Source organism: Streptomyces sp. NBC_00354, from assembly GCF_036106915.1.
Lineage (GTDB): Bacteria > Actinomycetota > Actinomycetes > Streptomycetales > Streptomycetaceae > Streptomyces.
In genome coordinates this window covers 1,930,529-1,953,426 of record NZ_CP107983.1, presented here as the reverse complement: position 1 = coordinate 1,953,426, position 22,898 = coordinate 1,930,529, and the positions used below count along the sequence as shown (strand labels likewise).

12 protein-coding genes and 1 pseudogene are annotated in these 22,898 nt (G+C 70.8%); 5 read left to right on the top strand and 8 right to left on the bottom strand.

The genetic code is table 11. The features are described from left to right. Positions 1-4 precede the first annotated feature (4 nt). Positions 5-4,663, top strand: a complete 4,659-nt coding sequence (locus OHT74_RS08905; RefSeq protein ID WP_328619943.1) for a HEAT repeat domain-containing protein — start codon at positions 5-7, stop codon at positions 4,661-4,663. Between the two features lie 111 nt (positions 4,664-4,774). Here OHT74_RS08905 and OHT74_RS08900 read toward each other — a convergent pair whose 3' ends face one another. Next, a complete protein-coding gene (locus OHT74_RS08900) occupies positions 4,775-4,933 on the bottom strand; it encodes a hypothetical protein (protein ID WP_328619942.1) in 159 nt (52 codons plus the stop codon). Positions 4,934-5,316: 383 nt separating this feature from the next. Here OHT74_RS08900 and OHT74_RS08895 point away from each other — a divergent pair, with 383 nt between their 5' ends. Then, on the top strand, positions 5,317-7,341 hold the full coding sequence (locus tag OHT74_RS08895; protein ID WP_443047321.1) for a collagenase: 2,025 nt from the start codon (positions 5,317-5,319) through the stop codon (positions 7,339-7,341). A 401-nt stretch (positions 7,342-7,742) separates the two neighbouring features. Next, positions 7,743-9,368: a protein kinase domain-containing protein gene (locus tag OHT74_RS08890; protein WP_443047320.1), complete on the top strand. Its 1,626-nt coding sequence runs from the start codon at positions 7,743-7,745 to the stop codon at positions 9,366-9,368. A gap of 638 nt (positions 9,369-10,006) precedes the next feature. Here the strand turns inward: OHT74_RS08890 and OHT74_RS08885 are convergent. The 7 genes and pseudogenes from OHT74_RS08885 to OHT74_RS08855 form a co-directional block, all read right to left on the bottom strand. Continuing rightward, positions 10,007-10,192, bottom strand: a pseudogene (locus OHT74_RS08885) (CorA family divalent cation transporter); the annotation flags it as partial. A gap of 286 nt (positions 10,193-10,478) precedes the next feature. Beyond that, positions 10,479-11,723 carry an SWIM zinc finger family protein gene (locus OHT74_RS08880; protein WP_328619940.1) on the bottom strand — a complete coding sequence of 415 codons (1,245 nt, stop codon included), beginning with the start codon at positions 11,721-11,723 and terminating at the stop codon, positions 10,479-10,481. Next, a complete protein-coding gene (locus OHT74_RS08875; RefSeq protein WP_328619939.1) occupies positions 11,720-14,539 on the bottom strand; it encodes a DEAD/DEAH box helicase in 2,820 nt (939 codons plus the stop codon). Before OHT74_RS08875 ends, OHT74_RS08880 begins: the two co-directional genes overlap by 4 nt. 127 nt (positions 14,540-14,666) lie before the next feature. Further along, a complete protein-coding gene (locus OHT74_RS08870; protein ID WP_328619938.1) occupies positions 14,667-16,913 on the bottom strand; it encodes a plasmid pRiA4b ORF-3 family protein in 2,247 nt (748 codons plus the stop codon). A 326-nt stretch (positions 16,914-17,239) separates the two neighbouring features. Continuing rightward, positions 17,240-17,908, bottom strand: a complete 669-nt coding sequence (locus OHT74_RS08865; protein ID WP_266662339.1) for a nucleotidyl transferase AbiEii/AbiGii toxin family protein — start codon at positions 17,906-17,908, stop codon at positions 17,240-17,242. Between the two features lie 5 nt (positions 17,909-17,913). Next, entirely contained in the window at positions 17,914-18,306 is a 393-nt protein-coding gene (locus tag OHT74_RS08860) for a hypothetical protein (RefSeq protein ID WP_266662337.1), read from the bottom strand. Positions 18,307-18,679: 373 nt separating this feature from the next. Beyond that, positions 18,680-19,843 carry a magnesium and cobalt transport protein CorA gene (locus tag OHT74_RS08855; protein ID WP_328619937.1) on the bottom strand — a complete coding sequence of 388 codons (1,164 nt, stop codon included), beginning with the start codon at positions 19,841-19,843 and terminating at the stop codon, positions 18,680-18,682. Between the two features lie 144 nt (positions 19,844-19,987). On the opposite strand from OHT74_RS08855, the gene OHT74_RS08850 reads away from it, so the two are divergent. Next, positions 19,988-21,151: a winged helix DNA-binding domain-containing protein gene (locus OHT74_RS08850; RefSeq protein ID WP_328619936.1), complete on the top strand. Its 1,164-nt coding sequence runs from the start codon at positions 19,988-19,990 to the stop codon at positions 21,149-21,151. A 45-nt stretch (positions 21,152-21,196) separates the two neighbouring features. After that, on the top strand, positions 21,197-22,882 hold the full coding sequence (locus OHT74_RS08845; protein ID WP_328619935.1) for an AMP-binding protein: 1,686 nt from the start codon (positions 21,197-21,199) through the stop codon (positions 22,880-22,882). Positions 22,883-22,898 lie beyond the last annotated feature (16 nt).

Sequence of the window (22,898 nt, the reverse complement as noted above, 5' to 3'; positions counted from 1 at the left end):
GACGATGATCACGTCGGCGGACAAGCCCTTCCACGATGCGGTGCGTCGAGCCGACGTCGGCTGGCTGGCCGGCCATCTTGACGCGCAGCTCTGCCCGCCGGCCGTCTTCGGACTCCTCATCCGGCACGACGATCCCAGCCTGCGGTATCTGGGGCTGGTCCTGCTGACCGAGCGCGTCACGTCGGGCCGGACGGGCGGCGGGCTTGAGACGGCCGAGCTCGCGGGGCTGTTGCCGGCAGTGGTGGAGGGACCGCCGGAGGCGGCGCTCGTCCTGGCGCGGCTCCATGAGCGACTGGGGCCGTATCGCCAGGGGCTCCGCCGGCCGTCATGGCGTACGGCCGAGCTGCCGGCACGGGTGCAGATCGCCTGGCTGCGCGCTGAGCTTCTGAACGAACCGACGGTGATCCGGAAGGAGCCTTTGGGCGAACTGCTGTACCAGGCCGTGCGGGAACTGACCATCACCTGCGCGCACCGGCCCGAGCAACTCGTGAACGAGCTGGTGGACAGCGCCGACCCGGTGTTGCAGGCCGCGGCGCTGCAGTTGGCCCGGCAGGGGCTGCACGCGGGCCTGCTGGCTCCCGCACTGGTTCGCGAGTATGCGATCAGCCTGCTCGGTGTCGACAGCGCAGCCGTCGTCGCCGCCGTACTGCGTGAACTCGCCGAGCCGTGGGCGGCGTTGGATCCCTTGGCGCCGGGACGCCTGTCTCCCTTTCTCGCTGCCGACTCGGTGATCACACGGCCTGAGGTGGCCGATGCCGCAATCCTGGCTGCCGCCCATCACGGGAACCTCGGTCTGCTCCGGCAGGTCGTTGACGATCCGGATCTGCCGCCGGGCCTTCGCCGGCGCGGGATGGAACTGCTCGGTGACCTGGCGGACCGCGGTGACATCGGCGCATTGACGGCCATCGCCGCACGGGACCCTTTGCTGTTCGGCGGGCCGGCGGTGGCATGCCTGCGCGGGCTCCACCGGCGCGGGCACTTCCCGGACGGCTCCCACGTCCCCTCCATCATCGGCCTGGCGCTGGCCGATCACTCGATCCCGCCCGACGACGTCGCCGCGATCCTGTTCACCTGCCGACAGGTGATGCTCCGCGTACTGCTTGATGCGGACGCCGACGATCCGAGCTGGCCGCGGCGGCTCACGCTGCTGGTCGCCCTGGCCGGACAGGGAGCGGGGGAGCTGCCGATCGGGGACGCGATCACACGGGTTCTTCCCTCGGCTCCCGTGCCAGGGCCGTTTCTCGACGCGATCCGGGCATTGCGCCATGTGGATGCCGAAGACGCCGTGATCGCTCTCCTGCCGTCCGCTCCCGCAGCGGCCCTGGAGGCTCTGGAGGCCATCGGCGGGCACCGGACCACGACGGCGTTGAGGGAAGGGCTCGGTCTCGCCACGGCGGAGAGCGTGGGCGTGATCGCGCCGCATCTCCGCGCAGTGCGGAACCGCGCCCTTGAAGTGCTGTGGCATCTGACCAGCGATCCGTCACAGCGACGTGCCGTCCTCGTCCGTCTCGATCCCGCCGATCTGCCGACTCGCATCGCGGCGGATCTCGGTGGCCCCGACGAGCAGGAACTGGCCCTCCTGAGTTCCCACCTGGACCCGGACGAGCCGGTGGCGGCACTGCACAGACTGGCCACCCACGGCGGCGCCGGCACGCTGCCGGTCATCGCGGACCTGCTCCTGCGCATCGTGGCCGACCTGGCGGCGTCCCGGGAACCGGGCGGAGCCGCCCCGCGACTCGAAAGCGGCCGGCCCGCCGGGGAGCCCGTGGTACCCCAGGAGATCCTGGATGCCCTGCACGGCCTGGGCCGCCGTCTCCACGAGCGGGGACGGATCAGGCCGCCCTGCCTGCTCGACGCGGCGACCGCACGAGAGGCCGGACACGCACTCGTCGCGACCATGGGCCTGGACCTGCTGGACCGGCCCGGACTGTCGAGCGTCGAGCAGGCGATCCTCCTCGAACTCCTGCTCCGAGCCCCCTACGCGCATACCCGTGCGCGGGCGCACCGCCTGCTGCGGCACCGCGACCGGCACGTGCGCAAGCACGCGATCGCGTTGCTCGCCCGCGACGCCACCGGCGACGATGCGCAGGCATTGTCGGCGACCTTGATCGCGCTGACCGCCGCCCAGGACATCCAGACCGTCCGGCAGGCGCTGCTCGCACTCGGCCACGCGCGGGCCCGCTGGGCCTCCACCGCGATCGCCGCATGTCTCGACCATCCGAACATGAACATCAAGAAGACCGCCGCCGAGGTCCTCGTCCGCGCGGGCACGCCCAAGGCGGTACCGGCACTGCTCTTCTGGCTCGGGCGACACGACAATCCAGGCCTGCGCAGCTCGCTCATCGAGGCGCTGCGCGCCATCCTCGGCGACGCGTACCTGGCGACCGTCCTCGCCGCCGCCGAACACAGCGAAGACGGCCGCGCCCGCGAACTGCTGCTGGCGGGACTCGACCGCACACTGCCGGCACGCTCGGTCCTCGCACTGGACGACCAGGCATCGCGGGTCGTACCGACCCTGCTCGCCCTGGTGGCGGCCCGCCGGGTCGGCCTCGCTTCCGGGACGATCGAAGAGCTGTCCACGGCCCTGGCCGAGCACGGGATCACCCCGCCCGCGGCGCCGGGGCCGGCGGCGGACATCGGAGCGGACCCGGACGTCAGGTCGCTGACGGTGGACGGCTGGAATCCGTCGGTCGCGCTACGCGTGGCCGAAAGGCATGAGCAGACGCACCCCGCCCGGCTGCGGGTGCTGCGGCCCATGCTGCCGGACTGGCTCTGCCTGGCCGGCTCCGAACCCGCCGTCCGAGGTCACGTACTGCGTCTCATCCTCCGGCTCTGTCCCGCACCGTGGACGACCGGGGAACTGACGGCCTTCGCCCGGTTCACCGGGGTCCTGCTCAAGGGGCTCGAGGGGCTCGACGGGATCGACGGGATCGAAAGGCTCGACGAGGCTTCGGCCGGAGACCGGCACGGTCTCATCGCGGTACTCGAAGCGGTCGCGCCGACGCTGCCGGCGGCTCTGAAGCAGGCAGTCGCCGACGCGGTACGCGCGCTGCGCCCTGCACCCGGGAGCCGGTCCGTACTGGGGCTGCTCCGCGCCCTCGATGCGGTGCTGGTCCGGGCCGACCTCGAGCAGGCTCTTGCTTCGGCCCGGCTGGACGCCAACCCCCGTCAGGCCGAGACCGCTGTGCTGCGGAACGCGTTCGCCGTCCCGCAGTCCCCTGCGCCCACCTCGCAGGCCGAGGCCGAGGCCGAGACGTGGCGAGCCGCGCTGGATACGGCCGTGCGCACGCCGAGCGCCCTGGAGCGATTCCGGCGACTGCGCCGGACGCACGAGGGCGTCCCGGGTTCCCGGGACCGCCTGAGCACACTGATCGATGTCCACGCCTTTGCCGGCCCCGAGGTCCGCCCCGTCCTCATCGACTGGATGACGGACATCCAGCCGCTCGACGTACCGTCCTGGACCATCACCGAGACCATGCACGCGACGGCGCCGCGACCGCGGACGGTCCACGCCGACGACCTCGACCAGCCCCGTTCGACCGCGCTGCGGGAGCGCCTGCTGACCATGCTGCACGCATCCGCTCCGGAGCGCCGGCACACTGCGGCCCTGGCGCTCTTGGAGTGGCCCGAGCCCGAGGCCAGGCTTCCCGTGCTCCGAGCGTTTCTGCGAGGCCGCATCGACGTACCCGTCGGTGTCGACCTGGCCCGCACGCTGAACGCCGTCGGCGAGACGGAGCTCCGCGCGGGTGACGTCCTGCACGACAGGGTCGCCCTCGCGGCAAGCCGGCTCGACCCGTGGGACCTGGAACCGCTGGTCCCGCTCCTGCTGGACTGGTGGGAGCACGATCCGCCGTCCAGCCGTTCCGCAGCCGGGCGGGCGCTGCAGCGGGTCCCCTCCGACGTGCTGGCGGAGCGCCTCGGTGGCCGGCTCGACGCCGGCGCCTGGGGGTTCCTCGACCTGCTCCGCGGGCGTCCCCTGCTGCGCACCCCTGCGCTGACGCAGACCTGTCGGCGGCTGCGTGCCGAAGGGCGCGACGACCTCGCGGACGGGCTGCTCCTCGTCGAGGGCCCGCTGCGCCGCCCGGACGCCGTACGGCAGGACGCCGTGGCGCTGTCAGCGCTCCGTGACCGCGCCCCGGCCGCGTCGACAGGAGCGTCACAACCCCCGTCCCGGCAGCAGCTGCTGGACCTGGCCCGTACCGGCGACCCGATGCAGATACGCCGAGCGCTCGTGCGACTGGCCGAGGGACACAGCGGCCCTGACCCGGACCAGGACCCCGGCCTGCGGGACCTGATCGGTGAGTTGCTGCATCATCCCAAGCCCAAGGTCCGCCTGCACGCCCACCGGACCTCGCGGGCCATGCTGGACCGGCAGACCTATCTGCACCACACGTCGATCTTGCTGGACGACCCACAGCCGGACGTGGTGCGCACGGCGATCCGGACCCTCTCCCACGCGAGTTGGGCACCCGCGATCCCCGCCCTGACCGGGCTGCTGGAACACCCCCACCCCACCATCCGCAAGGCCGCGGCCGAGGGGCTCACCGTCATGGGACCGTCCGCGATCCCCGCCCTCAGACATGCCTCCGCCCATGTCCGTCCCGACAGGCGATCCCTGTACACAGAGGTTCTCGAACAGATCACGACGGCCGAAGCCGAGTAGCGCGCCCTCCCGGTCGCCGATCAGTCACTCGACTCCATCTTCAGGGCGTCGCATCACAACGGAGCGAACGTTGTCTGATGCGATCGGCGGTCGAGAGTCGAGAGCTGTCGGCTACAGCCAGTCGCGCTTCTTGAAGATGACGTACAGGCTGACGCAGACGACCGCCATCAGCAGGATCGCGAAGGGGTAGCCGCCCGCGCTGATCGCGCTCGTCCTGTCCCCGGTGAGCCGACTACGTGGCCTGCCGTCGGCACCGGAAGAACCCGCCACGGCGACAGCGGACGGGCAGCCGGCCCGGCTGAAACGGAGAACGGCGAAGGGCCCCACCGCAAACGGTGGGGCCCTTCGCCCATGTGCCCGATGAGGCACGCCACTTCGCGTTTCCAGGGGTCGGTGGGCCGGTAGTCGTGGTGGTCCTGGGCCTCATGGCGGTACTGCTCGACCCTGCCGTCCCGGAGATGGTCGAAGTCGACCGCGCGCTCAAGTTCCCTGACAAGACCGGTCTCTGACGGCTCATCACTCGTTCCTGATGCTTGCAACCCTCTTCCACTGCCATGTGAACTGTGAAATTGTACGGTCACACTTTCCGCGGCTATGCCAGCTCCGGGAGTGCTCAACTTCCGTTGCCATCACGGTCCGCACCCCCCACCGCCGTGCCCCACGCACGGCTGCCGACCGGCCTGGAGGCCATCGCCATGCGCAAACCCCCCACCCTCAGGAAACTCACCCAACTGCTGATACCCACCGTGGCCGTCGCCGGCCTGGGGCTCGCCGTGCTCGCCCCCAATGGCGCGGCGACCCAGGCCGGCGCTGGGACACCCAAGTCCGCACCGAGGTCGGCCCCCGCCCCACAGCCCGCCTCCGCCACCGTGCTTGCCGCCGATCTCGCACCCGGACACGCCGCCGACCCCGCGCGATCGGCCTCGAAGGCCTCGAAGGCCTCGAACCCCGCGCAACGCCCTCCGCTCCCCGCGACCCAGAACGCCGCAGAGCGCAAGCAGGCTCGCTCTGCGGCGAAGGCCGCGGCGGACTGCAACGTCAGCGACTTCACCTCGAAGACCGGCGCTGCCCTGGTCGAGCAGATCAAGAAGTCGGAAACCACCTGCATCAACACGCTGTTCGGCGTGACCGGTGAAGACTCCAAGGCCCTCTTCCGCGAGGAACAGATGGTCACGGTGGCGAACGCACTCAAGGACGTCGCGACCAACTACCCGGGGGACAACAGCACTTTCGCAACCCAGGTGGTGCTGTACCTGCGCGCCGGCTACTACATCCAGTACAACCAGCCTGAGAACGTCGGTGAATACGGCCCGACGCTGAAGAGCGCCATTCAGGGCGCCCTGGATGCCTTCTTCGGCTCGTCCCACGCCTTCGACGTCACCGAGGCCAACGGAGAAACCCTGGGCGAGACGGTCACCCTGATCGACAGCTCCGGAGAGAACGCCCGCCACCTCGACGTGGTCAAGCGTCTGCAGAAGGACTACGACTCGTCGTACGACCAGTTCTACGGGATGCTCGCGGCAGTCAACAACACCTACACCGTGCTCTTCCGCGGCCACCAGCTGCCGGAGTTCGTGGAAGCCGTGAAGGCGGACCCGAGCGTCCTCACCGGACTGCGTGACTTCGCCGTCGCCCACGACGATCTGCTCGGCACCGACAAGTCCTACCTGGCCAGCAACGCCGGACGCGAACTCGGCCGCTTCCTGCGGCACGCCGACCTCAAGGACACCGTCAAGCCGTTGGTCAAGGAGCTGCTCGGCCGCAGCGAGATCACTGGACGCACCGCCCCGCTCTGGGTCGGCCTCGCCGAGATGACGGATGAGTTCGACAAGGGGAACTGCGCCGAGTACGACTCCTGTGACCTGCAGAACCGTGTGCGCGACGCCGTGCTGACGGTCAAGCACGCATGCGGTCCGAGCGCGAAGATCCTCGCGCAGGAGCTGACCGCGTCCGAACTCTCGGCAGCATGCGACAGCATCCTCAAGCAGGACCCGGTCTTCCACAACATCGTCAAGGACAACGGCCCGGTCAAGGACGACAACAACACCAGTATCGAGATCGTCGCCTTCAACTCCAGTACCGACTACAAGACCTACGCCGGTGTCGTCTTCGGCATCGACACCAACAACGGCGGCATGTACCTGGAGGGCGACCCGGCCGCTGAGGGCAACCAACCGCGCTTCATCGCCTACGAGCAGCCGGCCCAGGACGGCGCCTTCCAGATCTGGAACCTCAACCACGAGTACACCCACTACCTCGACGGCCGCCACGACATGTACGGCGACTTCGCAGCCGGGCAGACCACCCCGACCGTGATGTGGGTCGAGGGTTTCGCCGAGTACGTCTCCTACTCGTACCGCGGCATCACCTACGACAGGGCGATCGAGGAGGCGGGCAAGAACACCTACCAGCTCAGCCGGCTCTTCGGGACCACCTACGACAACGCCGACACCACCCGTATCTACCAGTGGGGCTATCTGGGCGTCCGTTACATGCTCCAGTCGCACCCCGCGGACGTGGCAACCCTGCTCGGCCACTACCGCGCAGGCGAGTACGACGCGGCCCACAGCCTGCTCCGCGACACCATCGGCACCAAGTACGACGCCGACTTCGCAGACTGGCTGAGCAAGTGCGCCGGCGGCGACTGTGGCCAACTGCCGGCCCGGAGCGGCCGGTGACCGGGGCCTCGGTCACCGACAAGAACTGAGGCAGGAGAGCCTGGTGTCCCGCGCATCGTTCGTGCGCGGGACACCAGGCCTGCCTTCGCGGATCCGGGAGCCCCAGCCGAGCGGCTGCAGTCCAGCATGGCCAACTGAAGGCAGCGGAAGAGCAGCGTCATAGCGCCCTTCTGCCATGGCAGGTGCGATGTCCGCCGACTGGGAGGCGGCCGGCGGCAGGGTGGATCGCTTGGTCTGCAGTCCGGCCGCCGCAATCCCCCCACGTTCCTGCCTCTACCCTTGAGGCCGCCGGTTGATGGACGACGAACAGCGATGGAAGCGATGGAACGGGGCGTGCGGTGAAGGCGGGGGAAGCGAATGACGGAGAACTGATAGGCAAGGTACTCGGGGGGCGTTACCGGGTGACCTCCGTGGTCGGGCGCGGCGGTATGGGAGTGGTCGCCCGGGGGGTGGACGAACTGCTGAACCGAGAGGTTGCAGTCAAGGTCCTGCGAGCCTTCACCGACGCCTCCGCGTCCGAACTTGCCGATCTGCGGACCCGGATGCAGCGGGAGGCGCAGGCAGCCGCCCGTATCCGGCACAGCGGTGTGGTCACCGTGCACGACGTGACCGAGGAGCAGGGTCTGCCGGTGATCGTCATGGAATTCGTCGACGGGCCCTCGCTCGACGACGTGTTGACGGAGCGCGGCCCGCTGGAGCCGCGCGAGGCCGCGGCGATCGGCGCCAAGCTGATGGAAGCGCTCGACGCCGCGCACCGGGTCGGCGTACTGCACCGGGACGTCAAGCCCGCCAACGTGCTGATGGAGCACGGTGGGAGGGTCGTTCTCACTGATTTCGGCATCGCCACCATGGAAGCCTCCGACGACGACGCCATGGCCAAGCTGACCCGCAGCGGTGACATCATCGGCTCTCTCGACTACCTGCCACCGGAGCGCGCGCAGGGCAGGGAGCCCGGTCCCGCGTCGGACATCTGGTCGCTCGGCATGACGCTGTACGCGGCTGTGGAGGGCACTTCGCCGTTCCGTCGCACGTCCGCGTGGTCCACGTTGTCGGCCATCGTCACCGAGCCACTGCCGGAGCCCCGCCGGGCTGGACCACTCACGCCGGTGCTCCAGGCGCTGATGGCGAAGGAACCGGAGGACCGGCCCACCGCAGACCAGGCGCGCGGCATGCTGGAGCGCGTCGCCTCGGGCCGGAGGGTGTCCGAGGGCCCGGCTCCCACGCCCATGGTGGTTCCCGGGGCTGCGGCCGCCGTCGTACCGCCCCCCGGGTTCGGCCCCCCGATGTTCCCCCAGCCCACCCCGCAGCCTCATCCTCCGTATGCCGGCTACGCGCAGCCCAACCTGCCGCCGACGCTTCCGCAGCCCGGCGCGCCGGTCGCGGGCCCCACTGGAGTCCCCACTCCCGAAACGAGCCGCACCGCAGCCCGTGGCGCACGCGGCCGCAGCCGCACCCTCATCGCATCAGCGGCCGCCGTCGTACTCCTCGCCGCAGGCGGCGGAATCACCTATGCCCTGACCGGCCAAGAGGGCGACACGACCGCGAACGGTGCGCAGGCGACGCCGCCCGCCGTCAGTTCCCCGGCGGGCAGCGGCCCGTCGTCCTCCGTTGCTCCGGGCGCCTCCTCGAAGCCGTCTCCCTCGGCGAACAAGACGGGTCCCACGACGACGCCCGGCAACAACGGTGCCAAGCCGGCCGCGAGCCCGTCCACCTCTCCGGAGACCAAGCCCAGTTCCACGGTGAAGGAGCCCGCCCCGGTGTCGACGGCCTGCACCGGCTGGAGTCACGAGAACCGCAGCAACGGCTACGGCTACCTGCTCGACAACTCCCACCTCTACACCGGGCCGTACGCGGAGTGCAGCTACGTGTCCGTGGTCAAGACCGGCGTGAAGGTCTATTACCACTGCTACATCACCAACGCCTATGGCAACAAGTGGGTCTACGCCCGTGCCGAGGGCACGAACACCGAAGGCTGGATGTCCAGCACCCACCTCACCCGGGAGAGCGGCACACTGGCCCGCTGCTAGCTTGACTCTGGCGGGGATCTCGGAGCTGTCGAGGTCACCGGGCCGCCGACCTCCGTGGCCGAGACCGCTTCCATGACGGCCGTGCCCAGAGAACGCATCAGTCGGGCCCGGCGCGGGGGCTCCAGCAGGGGGCCGTCGGCATCCTTTGAACGACGACGTACCTGTGAGTACAGCGTGCCCGGCCTGATCCCGATGGCTTGTGCCGCGGCCTGGAGCGAGGGGTGCCGGGGCGCCGTAGCGAACCGGAAGAGCCACTGGCTTCATTGGGGCCGGACAAGTACCGGGCGGAGGATCTCGAGTGCGGTGAAGGCGGTTGTGGCGGCGCAGCGGCGCGCCGTGACGTGGCTGCGGCCGCCTTTGCGGCGCGTGGGGATGCCGTAGGCGCTGGCGTAGGCCGCCTCCGGCTGCTCGTCGTCGCAGGCGAAGCCCTCCCCGAAGCGCGCGTGGACCGCTGCGTGGGGGCCCGCCGATCGGCAGCCCCGGAAGCGGTCCTCGCGGACATGGCGGTCAGCCGGTGCAGGACGACAAGTTCGGGGCGATCTATTCTCCCCAGCCGCGCCCCAGAGCGCGCCTCGCTTCCGATTTTCGGTGGTGCGGATGCACATTGGACATGCGGGCGGTGTCATTGCCTGCTGAGCCTAGAGCCAGTCCCGATGCTTGAAGATGAGGTACAGACTAAGGCAAACTACCGCCATTAGGGCCACGGCGAAGGGGTATCCGAACACCCAGCGCAGCTCTGGCATGGCTTCGAAGTTCATGCCGTAGATGGTTCCCACGAGTGTGGGTGCAAAGAGGATGGCGGCCCAGGAGGAGATCTTCTTGAAGATGTCGTCCTCAACGCGTTGACCTGCGCAGATCGCTGTGTGAGGCGTGCTGACCTGCGGCGTTGCATGTTTCCGACGCTTTCATGGTGAGGCCGAATTGTGCGGTCGATTCTCCCCAGCCGCTCCCCAGCGCTGCTTCATTCTCCCCAGATTCTCCCCAGCCGCAGCGGGTTCTCGACGGTGCTTCCGCTGGTGAGACGGCCCTCCTGGGGCTTGCTGAGCCGCTTCGCACAGTCGAGGCGGCGGCGTGTGGGCCGAGGAGGCGATTCACGGGCTGTCGTACGTGTCACCTCTCGGCCTCCTGCCAGACGGAGGTGAGCGCCGTAACGGGGTCGCTGTCGGCCGGTCCTGCCGGCCACCAGTCGCCGTCGTCATCCTGGAGGTAGGGGTACCAGCGGGCGTCAGGGCCCAGGCGCAGCTGGATGCCGTGGTCGGTGAGAGTGAGGCGGTTGCGCCAGGCCCTGAGGGCGGCCGGGGCGGTGGTCATTTCGGTGAGGGCCCCGGTCAGGGCGCTGCGGGCGGCTGTCATCGCCGTCGGGTCGGGGGTGTAAGGCTGTTCGGCGACGGTGATGCCGGTTGGGCCGCCATACCGCCAGGCGCGGGTGAGGCGGGCGAACGCGGTCGGTCTGGCACCGGTGTTCTGGATGAGGTGGTGGAACCACTCGGGTCCGCAGTTGCTCGCGGCGATCCGTGCCGCGTCCTCGCGCTGGGTCAGGTGCAGGCTGGTGGTGTCGCCCGTGAGTAGCCGGGCAGCGCGTGCGGCGGTGTCCGTCATGAGGCGTTCGAGGTCCGTGGTGGACAGACCGGTGCCGGGTGGCGGGGCGGCGGGCAGTGCGGCGGTGTGGGGGGCCGGTTCGGGGAGATCTGGAAGGGGTGGAGTGTGTTCGGCCAGGGCTGCCCAGGCCGCGTAGGCGCCGACGGCAGGGAGGCCGGCCGGCGCCGGTGGGGTGGAGGTCGCTTGGGCGGCCGTACGGCGGGCGCGCAGCTGGGCGAGGACCTCCTCCCGTCCGCGGCCGCGCAGGGCGAACACCACGAAGGGGTCGGCGTCGATGGTGGAGGCGGTGGCGTAGCAGAGTGCGGCGGCGTGTTTGCAGGGGTAGCCCCAGTCGGGGCAGGAGCATTCGGGGTCGAGTTCGGTGGGCTGCGGGAGCAGGGGGACACCGGCGTGGCGGGCGTCGTCGACGAGTTCGGCGGGCATCTCGCCGTCGAGGAGTGCGGCGAGATGCCCGGCCCGGGCTGCGATGGTGTCGAGGAGGGTGTCCCACTGGGCGTCGGTGAGGACGGGCAGGTGGACGGTGGAGCGGTAGGGGCGGGGCCTGCTGCCCTGGACGGCGGCTTTGACCTGGCCGTGGGCGATGGTGGTCGGGCCCACCATGCCCTGGCGGGCGTAGGTGCGTCCGCGGGACAGGCGCCCCGAGTCCATGGTGGAGTCCTCCAGGGCCGTCACCCATGCCTGGCCCCACCAGGTCTCGGCGAAGGCACGCCTGCCGCGGGCGGGCGTGCGGCGCGGGCCGGGGATCGAAGGGCTCATTCCTGCCTCCCCAGGGCGACGAGTTCGGCGAGATCGGCGTCGGACAGTTCGGTCAGAGCGGCCTCACCGGAGCCGACCACGGCGTCGGCGAGCGCGCGCTTGGATTCGAGAAGCTTCGACACCTTGTCCTCCACGGTCCCCTCCGCGAGGAGTTTGTGGACCTGTACGGGCTTGTCCTGGCCGATGCGGTAGGCGCGGTCGGTGGCCTGGTCCTCGACCGCCGGGTTCCACCAGCGGTCGTAGTGCACGACATGGGTGGCACGGGTGAGGTTCAGGCCGGTGCCCGCGGCCTTCAGGGAGAGCAGGAATACCGGCACCTCGCCGCGCTGGAAGCGGTCCACCATCTCCTCGCGCGCGTTGACGGGGGTGCCGCCGTGCAGGAGGAGGGTGGGGACGCCTCGTTCCGCGAGGTGCTTCTCCAGCAGGTTCGCCATCTGCCTGTACTGGGTGAAGACCAACACCGACTCGCGTTCGGCGGTGATGGTATCGACCAGTTCGTCGAGCAACGCCAGTTTGCCGGAGCGGCCGTGCAGCGGTGTGGACTGGCGCAGGTACTGCGCGGGGTGGTTGCAGATCTGCTTCAGCGCGGTGAGGAGCTTCAGGATCAGGCCGCGGCGGGCGATGCCCTCGGCTTCGGCGATCTTCGCCATGGTTTCGCGGACCACAGCCTCGTACAGGCTTGCCTGTTCGGCCGTCAGCGGCACGACGCGGTCGGTCTCGGTCTTGGCGGGCAGTTCGGGCGCGATGCCCGGGTCGGACTTCCTGCGGCGCAGCAGGAAGGGCCGCACGAGACGAGACAAACGCTCAGCGGCCCGCGGGTCCTCGCCCGACTCGATCGCGCGGGCGTGGCGGTCGCGGAACACGGCGAGTGGTCCGAGGAGTCCGGGGGTGGTCCAGTCGAGGAGCGCCCACAGTTCGGAGAGGTTGTTCTCCACGGGGGTGCCGGTGAGGGCGACGCGGGCGCGGGTGGGCACGGCGCGCAGCTCGCGGGCGGTGACGGCGTACGGGTTCTTGACGTGCTGGGCCTCGTCCGCGGCGATCAGCGACCAGGCGTTCTCGGCGAGGGTCTCCCGGTCGCGGCGCAGGACTCCGTAGGTGACCAGGACGATCTCGTCGTCGGCGAGGTCCTTCAGGTGGCGGTCGCCGCCGTGGTAGCGGCGCACGGGGGTGGAAGGCGCGAACCTGGCTGCCTCGCGCTGCCAGTTGCCGAGCAGCGAGGCGGGGCAGACGACGAGTGTGGGGCCCGCGGTGGCGGGGTCGGTCTGGCGGTGCAGGTGCAGAGCGAGCAGGGTGATGGTCTTGCCCAGGCCCATGTCGTCGGCGAGACAGCCGCCGAGACCGAGCTCGCACATCTCGGCCAGCCAGGCGAGGCCCCGTTTCTGGTAGTCGCGCAGCGTGGCATTCAGTGCGGTGGGCTGCGGGGCGGGGGTGCGGGATTCGGGGTCGCGGATACGGGCGACGAGGTCGCCGAGCGCACCGACCGCCGTGCAGCGAAAGGTCTCCCCGTCCCGCTCCGCTTCGCCGGTCAGCGCGGCGCCCAGCGCCTCCATGGGAGTGAGCGGTTCCATCCGGCGGCGCTTGGCGCGGGCCACCTGCTTCGGGTCGGCGACCACCCACTGGTCGCGCAGCCGGACGAGGGGGCGGCGCGTCTCCGCGAGGGCGTCCATCTCGGCCTCGGTGAGCGGGTCTCCGCCGAGCGAGAGCTGCCAGCGGAAGTCGAGCAGGGTGCCGGCGTCGAGCATGCCGCCCGCGCTGGAGCCGGGCGCGGTGCGTTGCCCGATCTCCGCGGTCGCGGTGAATGCCTTGACGAGCTCGCGCGGCCAGTGCACGTCGACACCGGCGGCGCGCAGGGTGTCGGTGGCGTCGCCCAGCAGCTCGAAGGCTTCGTCGTCGGTCAGCCGCAGCCGGTCCGGAGCAGCGTCCTTCAGCAGCCGGTCGAGCGGTGGCCAGACGCGGGCGCCGCGGCGCAGTGCGAGCAGCGTCTCGGTTTCGGCGTGCGGGCCGAGCAGGCGCTCGGTCTCGGCCGGCTCGCTCCACAGCTGTGCGGCCTCCACGACGAGCGCCGGATCCGCAGCGGTGTGCAGCTGGAGGACGGCCCGGAAGTGCCGGCGGCGTCCCTCGGGTACATCGACCCGCAGCGAGACTCGGACGTCGGCGGTGAACGCGGCAGCGGTCTCCTCGGCCCACTCGTGCAGGGTGGGCACGGCACGCGTCTCGCGCCAGGCGTACGGCAGGGCTCCCATGGCGAGCGGAGCGGCGGGGGTGCGGACCAGGGCGTCGGCGACCGCGTCGCAGAACCGGCGCACCAGCGCGGCCGGTTCGGCGATCCGCAGCGGGGCAGGACCTGGCTCCGGCAGGCAGTGGCCGTGGGGCGGGAAGGCGGCGGCGAGGGCGTCCAGCGTCCGACGCTGGGCCGCGTTGAGGGGGCCCGCCTGCCAGGTGTCGTAGCCGGCGGGGGTGAGGGCCGGGTGAAGACGGCCGTCGGCGAGCAGCCGGAGCGCGAATCGGGCGGCGGTCTGCCAGGCGGCGGCGGACGGGTGCGGTGGCTGTGCCCCAGACAGCGCGGCGACAGCGAGGGCGACGGGCAGCGCGTAACCCTCCGCCTTGCGCCGTCTGACCGAGCGGCCGTGCGGCAAGACGAGCTCCGCCGCCTCGGTCTCGATGCCCGCGGGTGCCGTGCCCTTGGCGGCGGCTGCCCCGGCGGGCTGCCAGAGCAGCAACCGGCCGAGGCGGGACGGCTCGCCGGGCAGGAAGACCGCCGCCCAGCCGTCGTCGAGCAGGCTCCGGGCCCAGGCAGCCGCCTCCGGTGTGGCCAATGGCGGCAGGCTACTCGTGCCTGTGCCCTGCTCCCGTACGAGGACTCGTGCCACTCGCTTTTCGCCTCACCGTCGTCCAGGCGGTCTTCACCGCGTCTTCGTCCACCAGCAGGGTCCGACCCCGCCGTCACCGGCGGGAGTGGGCCTTGTTCGCCGCGGTACGCATGCGCTTGGCCAGCCGCTTGTCGACGCCGCGCAAGCCCTCGCCCAGTTCGGCGAGCACCTGGGCGGTGGCTGGGTGCTCCACTCGCCACAGCTCGTCCACCCGCTGTTCGAGCGACTCCGGCGCCGTGTTCCAGTTCTCCAGGAAGCCCCGGGTCAGCTCCTGCCTCTCCTGAGCACCGGCGAGGATCGACAGTCCGTCGATGAGCAGCCACAGTTCCGACTGCTCCGCCCGCGCCGGGTCCACGTCTGCTTCTGCCCCGAGGCGTGCGCCCAGGGTCGCGGTGGCCACCTGGCGGCACCCCTCGGCGTCGGAGTCCGCTGCCTTGCGCAGCACGCGCAGCGCCCGCGGGTCGTCGAGGTCGGCCAGCACCAGTTGGGCCACGGCGCGCTTCGCCGCTGCCTCGCAGCCGTCTCCCACGCATGCGTCGAGCAGCCCTACCGCGGCATCCGTCGCCGAACGGTGTGCCAGCCACCCTTCGACCTCCCGGCGCATCTCCTCGGGGGAGTAGCCCAGGAGCCCTTGGAGCAGAGCGTCGGCGTCCGCTTCGGCGTACTCACCGAGCAGCGGCGCGGGCACACCGCACTCCATCAGGTACGCGCGGAGCCCGTAGCGGCCGAGTGGGGTGAGCCGCATGCGGTGCCCGCGCTGGTCGTCCCACGACCGGTCCGACGCCGCCGTCGAGGTTCCCGAACCGCCGCCCAGCTCCTGTCCGACCAGGGCGTTCTGGAGTGTGCGCAGATTCTCCTCGGCCGAATCGACGCCGTCACCGGGCTCGTACTCCACCGCGCCCAGCAGGGCGAGCCCTTCGCCGAGTCCCTGGAAGGACGCCGCGAACAGCGCCTGGAAGAGATCGAACTCCGGCCCGTTCTCGCCCACCTCGCGGGCCTTCGCACGCAGGCCGTCGACATTCACCCAGGCGTCGTCCGGGGCGTCGTACAGCAGGCCGACCAGTCCGTCGGCGATCTCGGCCGTCAGCTCGCCCAGCTCACCGTGCCACCCGTCCAGCAGCACCCCCGTCTCACCGATCTCCTCCAGCAGATCGCCCATCGTGGCGGCCCAGAACTCCAGGAGGCCCTCACCGGTGAAGTCGGTTGCCGCGCCACCCCACGCGCGGCCCCCGCTGACCGTGATCAACCCGCCGTCCACGGCGAGCCACCACGGATCATCGAGAACGGCCACGTCCTTGGCGCTGCGCAGCGACTTCAACGCACGAGCCCGCGCGACGGCATCGGCATACGGCGAGTCGTCGCCGGCCAGCTTCCACAGCTGGACCTCCTCGACGGCCGCACGGGCGAGCGCGGGCCGAAGCACCCGGCCGGCGGTGACCTGCCGTCCCTCGCGGCACCAGGCGGCGAGCCGCAGCGCAGCGTCGAAGAGCGGAACACCCCGCACGGCAGCGAAAAGGTCCTCCCGCGGAGCCAGAGTCACCGGGCGCAGCACAGGCACATCCTCAGCCGGTCCGTCGACTCCGGCATCGACCGGACCGCCCACCCCGCACTGCCCGCAGGTACACAACGCCACGTCCTCGGCGGTCAGCCGACGGACACCGCCGCGCCCGGCCCCATCACCGGTCGGCGGCTTCGCTTTGCCGGACACCGTGTCCGGCGTCAGCCGGGCCAGCCGCGCGGTGATCCCGTCCCGGTCGAAGGCCGCCGGATCGTATCCGGCCGCCCGCAGCTCGGCGACAAGCTCACCGTGCGGGCCATCCCCGGCCCCGCCCGGGGTGTCGAGGAACTCCAGCACCTCGGCCAGCCCCCACACGCCGCCGATGTCCTCGGCCGGTACGTCGGCGCGACGCCCGCCGACGCAGCGCACCGCCCGCTCCGCGCCGACCGGGCGCGGCAGTGTCTTCTCCAGCGTGATCCCGTGCTCCCAGTCGTCGCCGAAGTCGTAGACGTAGCGCAGCCGTGCCTTCTCCTCGGCCAGCACGTCGCCGAGCGCGATGGCGTCCTCGTCGCCGACCTCGTGGCCGAAGCCGAGATCGATGCCGGTGAGTCGGGCCGCCTCGCCGTACCCCCGGCCGAACTCGTCGGTGAAGAGATGCAGATGGCCACCCTGCCATCCGAAGGCGACCTGGATGGCGTCGTGCAGCGTCCCGAGCGAAGCATCGGACGGCAGCACGAGGCGCCGCCACAGGGGCGGTCTTGTGCCGTGCAGCACGATCTTCAGCTGGAGATCGGACGGGGCCGTCTTCCCGTCTCGCCGCATCTGCTGCTCCTACCGCACCGGTGCCACTCGAACGGCCCCATCATGGCGCTGCCGGTGTGCCGAGCTCAAACCCGGTTGCGGCGGCCACCGTCCTTCTGGGAACACACGGTCCCGACGCCGCCCGATGCGGACATCCTCTGCCCTCGCGACCTTTCGCAGGGCGGCACAGGCGCTCGGGAGCGCATGGCCCTACCGGCCACGGCTGTCGCAGCCCTCGACATGTGCGGACGCGGCGCGATGCCGGGTTTCGTAGCCCGTCCGGTGTCTGAAGTTCTTGGGGCTGGTCGGTCTTGTCGGCAGGCAGATGCGGTCTCGTCCGGATTCGATCAGTCGATGTCCGGATCACCGGACTCTTCGAGGAGTCGGGCCGCGAGGTCATCGGCCCACTCCACGGCCCAGGTACGAAGAGCGGCGATGGTGGTCTCATCCAGGCCGTAGGCCCCGAAGGCTTCGTCGTCAGTCCACTCGGCGCCCGTGAGGTTCGCCTGCAAGTCCTCGCGCTCGAAGCGGCCACGGGCGTGGCGGCGGCCGAACTCCTCGAGTTCAGAGTTCGTCCAGCGGCGGGAGGCAGCGAACACGTCGATCAGGTCGCGGGGCGCTCCGCGGTCGGCGAGGGCGCGAACCTTGGTCCCGATCACGTCCTCCTCCGCGAGGACGGGCCCGTACGGGCTCTGGGAGACGGGCCGCCAGAAGATTTCCTTCAGGATGTCGACTTCACAGTCCTGCCCGGTGACCGGGTCGGTCACGGTGAAGCGAGCGGACAGCGGGGCAGTTTCCAGCGCCTGCACTTTCCAGCCCCGGGCCTCGAGGCCGCGACAGACTGCGGCCGCGATGTCGGCCATGGGCGCCGGGTTCTCGGTGGCGACATCGAGGTCCTGGCTGGGACGGTTCACGAGGCGGTGCGCCCTCACGGCATACCCGCCGGTGAGGACCAAGGGATACGGCGAGCCGAGGGCGATCACATCCGCCAGGAGCCGCGTGTGCAGCTCCGGCATGTCCGTCACGCGGCTGCCCGGGTGCGGGAGGCGAGCTGGGGAAAGGCGTCCTCCCACACGGTGCGCACGGTGCGACCGACGAGCGTGCGCAGCACGGGCCACAGCTGGAGGAGTAGATCCTGATTGAGGTAGAGGGGCAGGTCGTCGTGCAGGCCCTCGTGCAGGACGGTGCGGTACAGGCCCACGCGCTGGCGAGGTTTGCCCAGGTCGTACGAGGTCATCCCGGACCAGGCCAGGTGCAGCGGCAGCTCTACGACACCGTGCGCCGGCCCGTGCAGCTCGTCCAGCGATTCCGGCAGACGGCGCCGGAACTTCTCCTGGTACAACGCGAGGTCCTCGGCTTCCGCGCCGGAGAGCTCCCTCGGCGCGGGTGCAGGATGCTGTGGGCTGGAGGACATGCCTCCATTATGGCGGCCGCAGAAGCGATGCGGGCCGTGATGCGCGGGCCTGCGCCCAAAGTGAGCCAGGTGTGGCTCCGTGCCGATGTCACTTTCTGTGATCAGTTGCGCGTGCAGCAAGGGCGCCGCGAGATGTTGAGCACGAAGAGGCGAAGTCGCGGATACAGGACGTGGATCGCCAGTCGATTCTCCCCGGATTCTCCCCAACGCCTACAGGAGGGCAAAAGTCCTGGTCAGGGCCTTGCTGGAGGCAGGTAGACGAGATCACCCGTATCTATTCCCCCCCCAGGGACCCCCCACGGCCGCTTCTGTGTCGATCTGTGAGTGATGCGAAAGCGAAGTGTGAAGGATGGCTGAGCGTGATGCGAGGGGCTTAGAGCCAGTCGCGCCGCTTGAAAATCACGTACAAACTGACGCAAACCATCCCCATGAGGCAGATCGCAAGGGGGTATCCGAAGGTCCAACCCAACTCAGGCATGGACTCGAAGTTCATGCCGTAGATGGTTCCCACGAGTGTGGGTGCAAAGAGGATGGCGGCCCACGAGGAGATCTTCTTGATCTCCTCGTTCTGTTCGAAGCCGGCTTCGGCCAGGGCACGCATTTCGGCGTTCTGTTGTTGGGAGACCAGGGTGGCGTTGACCGTCAGGATTTCCGTCAGGGCCTGGCGGAAGCCGTCCACGCGTTCGCTGGTGTGGGTGACGTGGTCGGCCACGTCGCGGAGGTAGCGCTGGAGCTCCTCGTCCGTGCCGTACTTCGCGAAGCCGGCCATCAGGGCGTGGAGCATGCCGACCAGCGGGCGGGTGGCGCGCTGGAACTCGACCATTTCGCGGGAGAGTTCGTAGATGCGGCGGGAGACCTCCGGGTCGCCGCGGAAGACCTCCGTCTCGATCTCGTCCATGTCGTTCTGGACGCCCGCGACGACGGGCGCGTACCCGTCGACCACCACGTCGAGGATCGCGTACAGGGCGGCCTCGGGGCCGAGGGAGAGGAGCTCCGGGGTCTCCTCCATGCGGCGGCGGACCGCGGAGAGGTCCGGGGCGGCGCCGTGGCGGACCGTGATCAGGAAGTCCGGGCCGACGAAGATGTGCAGCTCGCCGAACTCGACCTCCTCCGGGGCGTCGAGGTAGCGCGCCGCGCGCAGGACGACGAAGAGGGTGTCGCCGTAGCGCTCCAGCTTTGGGCGCTGGTGGGCCTCGAGGGCGTCCTCGACGGCGAGCTCGTGGAGGTTGAACTCGGCGGCCAGGGAGTGGAGCTCGGGCTCGGTGGGGCGGTGCAGGCCGATCCAGGCCATGCCGTCGGGCTGGTCGCGCAGCTGGCGGAAGGTCTCCGCGAGGGTCGCGGGGGAGGCGATGCGCCGACCGTCGCGGTAGACGGCGGAGTCGATCACGCTGCGGTGGTTCGGGGGAGGGGCCGGCGCCGGCGCGGGCTTCGGGCCGGGCGGCGGGGATGCGGGTGGCGAGGCGGGCGGGGGCGTGGGGCGGCGCCATCCCGGGCGCTTCCCGGACGGCGAGGGGCGGCGGTCTGGGCGCTCCGACATCGCAGGTCTGCTCCCGGTCGAACGTGTATGTCGAACATGTCTAATCGAACGTGGACTTCGGGCGAGCGGCGGGGTGTTCGGGATATCGGGGCCACCCCCGCTTGCGGACAGTATCTGTCCGCAACGGGGGGTAGCTTGCTGTCCATGGCCTCCCGGACTGCACATCCCGTACTCGACACCCGCTCACTGAACCGTGCCACGCTCGCCCGCCAGCTGCTCCTGAGCCGCGCCGCAATGTCCGCGCAGGACGCCGTCGCGCACCTGCTCGGACTCCAGGCGCAGAACGTGAAGCCGCCCTACTTCCAGCTGCACGCCCGGCTCGCCGGATTCCGGCCCGCCGAGCTCGCGGAGCTGATGGAGTCCCGGCAGGTGGTCCGGATGGTCACCATGCGGTCCACCATCCACACCCACACCGCGCACGACGCGCTGACCCTGCGGCCGCTGGTCCAGGGTGCCCGGGACCGGGAGGTCAACTACTTCCGCAAGGGGCTCGTCGGAGTGGATCTGGAACGGCTCGGCGAGCTCGCGCGGGCGTTCGTCGAGGCCGAGCCGCGCACGATGGGCGAGATCCGGGAGGAGCTGCTCACCCAGTGGCCGGACGCCGATCCGCAGTCCCTGTCCGTCGCAGCGCGGTGCCGGCTCCCGCTCGTCCAGGTCACGCCCCGCGGGGTGTGGGGACGCAGCGGGCAGGTACGGCTCACCACCGTGGAGCAGTGGCTCGACACGCCGGCCGCGGCCGCCGCGCCCGCCCCGCTTGCCGCGCCTGCCCCGCTTGCCCCGCCCGCCGCGCCGCCGGCCCCGCAGGCCGTGGACCACGTCGTGCTGCGCTACCTCGGCGCCTTCGGGCCCGCCTCCGTCAAGGACATGCAGATCTGGGCGGGGCTGACCCGGCTGCGGGAAGCCTTCGAGCGGCTGCGCCCCCAGCTGGCCGTCTTCCGCGACGAGAACGGCGTCGAGCTGTTCGACCTGCCCGACGCGCCCCGGCCCGACGCCGACACGCCGGCCCCGCCCCGCTTCCTCCCGGAGTTCGACAACCTGCTGCTCTCCCACGCCGACCGCACCCGAGTGGTCGCCCCCGAGATCAAGGGGCGCACCTGGGTGGGGAACCAGGCCTACTGCACCCTCCTCGTGGACGGTTTCGTCGGCGGGCTGTGGCGGCTGGAGGAGGGGACCCTGACCGTCGAGCTCTTCGGGAGGGTCTCGAAGGCGGAGAAGGAACACATCGTCACCGAAGGGGAGCGCGTGATCGCCGAGATGACCGAGACCGGCGGCTCCGGCTCCGTACGCTTCGGGTCAATCCACGGCTGACGCCGCTCTGGTGGGGCGTACGGGCGGCACGGCACGATGCCTTCCATGACGCACAACACCGGCGCCACCGCCGAGTTCCTCACCGCACGCGACTTTCTGCTCGAACACCGCGGGGACTACGAAGCCGCCCACGCCGGATTCACCTGGCCGCGCCCCGAGCGCTTCAACTGGGCCCTGGACTGGTTCGACCACATCGCCACCGGCAACGCCGCCGACGCCCTGCGCATCGTCGAGGAGGACGGCACCAGCCGGTCCGTCTCCTTCGCGGAGCTGTCCGTACGGTCCGACTCCGCCGCCAACTGGCTGCGCGACCGGGGCGTTGCGGCCGGCGACCGGCTCCTGGTCATGCTCGGCAACCAGCGCGAGCTGTGGGAGGTCATGCTCGGCGCGATGAAGCTGCGCGCCGTCGTCATCCCCGCCACCCCCCTCCTCGGCGCGGCCGACCTGCGCGACCGCATCGAGCGCGGCCACGTACGGCACGTCGTCGTGCGCGCCGAGGACACCGGCAAGTTCGACGAGGTCCCCGGCACCTACACCCGGATCGCCGCCGGAGCGGACGTACCCACCGGATGGTGCCGGCTCGAGGACATGTACGCGGCCGACTCCCACTTCAGCCCGGACGGCGACACGCTCTCCACCGACCCGCTGATGCTCTACTTCACCTCCGGGACCACCGCCCGCCCCAAGCTCGTCGAGCACACGCACGCCTCGTACCCCGTCGGCCACCTCTCCACCATGTACTGGCTCGGGCTGCGCCCCGGCGACGTGCACCTCAACATCGCCTCGCCCGGCTGGGCCAAGCACGCCTGGTCCAACCTCTTCGCCCCGTGGAACGCCGGCGCCACCGTCTTCGTGCACAACTACGCCCGCTTCGACGCCGAGCGGCTGATGGCCGAAATGGACCGGCACGGCGTGACCACCTTCTGCGCCCCGCCCACCGTGTGGCGGATGCTGATCCAGTCCGACCTCACCAAGCTCCGCACCCCTCCGCGCGAGGCCGTCGCCGCGGGCGAGCCGCTCAATCCCGAGGTCATCGAGAAGGTTCGCGAGGCCTGGGGCGTCACCATCCGCGACGGCTTCGGCCAGACCGAGACCACCCTCCAGGTCGGCAATTTCCCGGGGGTCCCCGTCAAGCCCGGCTCGATGGGGCGTCCGGCGCCCGGGTACGAGATCGTCCTCCTCGACCCCGTCACCGGGAAAGAGTCCCCCGACGAGGGCGAACTCTGCGTGGACCTGCGCAGCCGGCCCGCCGGCGTGATGACCGGCTACCGGGACGACCCGGAGCGCACCGCCGAGGCCATGGCGGACGGGCTCTACCGGACCGGCGACATCGCCTCGCGCGACGAGGCCGGGTACCTCACCTACGTGGGGCGCTCGGACGATGTCTTCAAGGCCTCCGACTACAAGATCAGCCCGTTCGAGCTGGAGAGCGCCCTGCTGGAGCACGAGGCCGTTGCCGAGGCCGCCGTGGTCCCGGCCCCCGACCCGCTGCGGCTCGCCGTGCCGAAGGCCTACATCGCGCTCGCCGCCGGCTGGGAGCCCGGACCGGAGACCGCGCGGGCGCTGTTCGCGCACTCCCGCGCAGTGCTGTCCCCGTACAAGCGGATCCGCCGCATCGAGTTCGCGGAGCTGCCGAAGACCGTGTCCGGCAAGATCCGCCGGGTGGAGCTGCGGGAGCTCACCGCGGCCGGCTCGGGCGCGGAGTACGACGAGGCGGAGCTCGGCGGCTGAGTCCGGTCCGGGTACT

What these genes read in the sequence shown, in the direction of transcription:
- OHT74_RS08905 (WP_328619943.1), top strand. Translation starts at nt 5, where the DNA reads ATGATCACGTCGGCGGACAAGCCCTTCCACGATGCGGTGCGTCGAGCC.
- OHT74_RS08880 (WP_328619940.1), bottom strand. Translation starts at nt 11,723, where the DNA reads ATGAGCCCTTCGATCCCCGGCCCGCGCCGCACGCCCGCCCGCGGCAGG.
- OHT74_RS08870 (WP_328619938.1), bottom strand. Translation starts at nt 16,913, where the DNA reads ATGCGGCGAGACGGGAAGACGGCCCCGTCCGATCTCCAGCTGAAGATC.
- OHT74_RS08865 (WP_266662339.1), bottom strand. Translation starts at nt 17,908, where the DNA reads ATGCCGGAGCTGCACACGCGGCTCCTGGCGGATGTGATCGCCCTCGGC.
- OHT74_RS08860 (WP_266662337.1), bottom strand. Translation starts at nt 18,306, where the DNA reads ATGTCCTCCAGCCCACAGCATCCTGCACCCGCGCCGAGGGAGCTCTCC.
- OHT74_RS08855 (WP_328619937.1), bottom strand. Translation starts at nt 19,843, where the DNA reads ATGTCGGAGCGCCCAGACCGCCGCCCCTCGCCGTCCGGGAAGCGCCCG.
- OHT74_RS08850 (WP_328619936.1), top strand. Translation starts at nt 19,988, where the DNA reads ATGGCCTCCCGGACTGCACATCCCGTACTCGACACCCGCTCACTGAAC.
- OHT74_RS08845 (WP_328619935.1), top strand. Translation starts at nt 21,197, where the DNA reads ATGACGCACAACACCGGCGCCACCGCCGAGTTCCTCACCGCACGCGAC.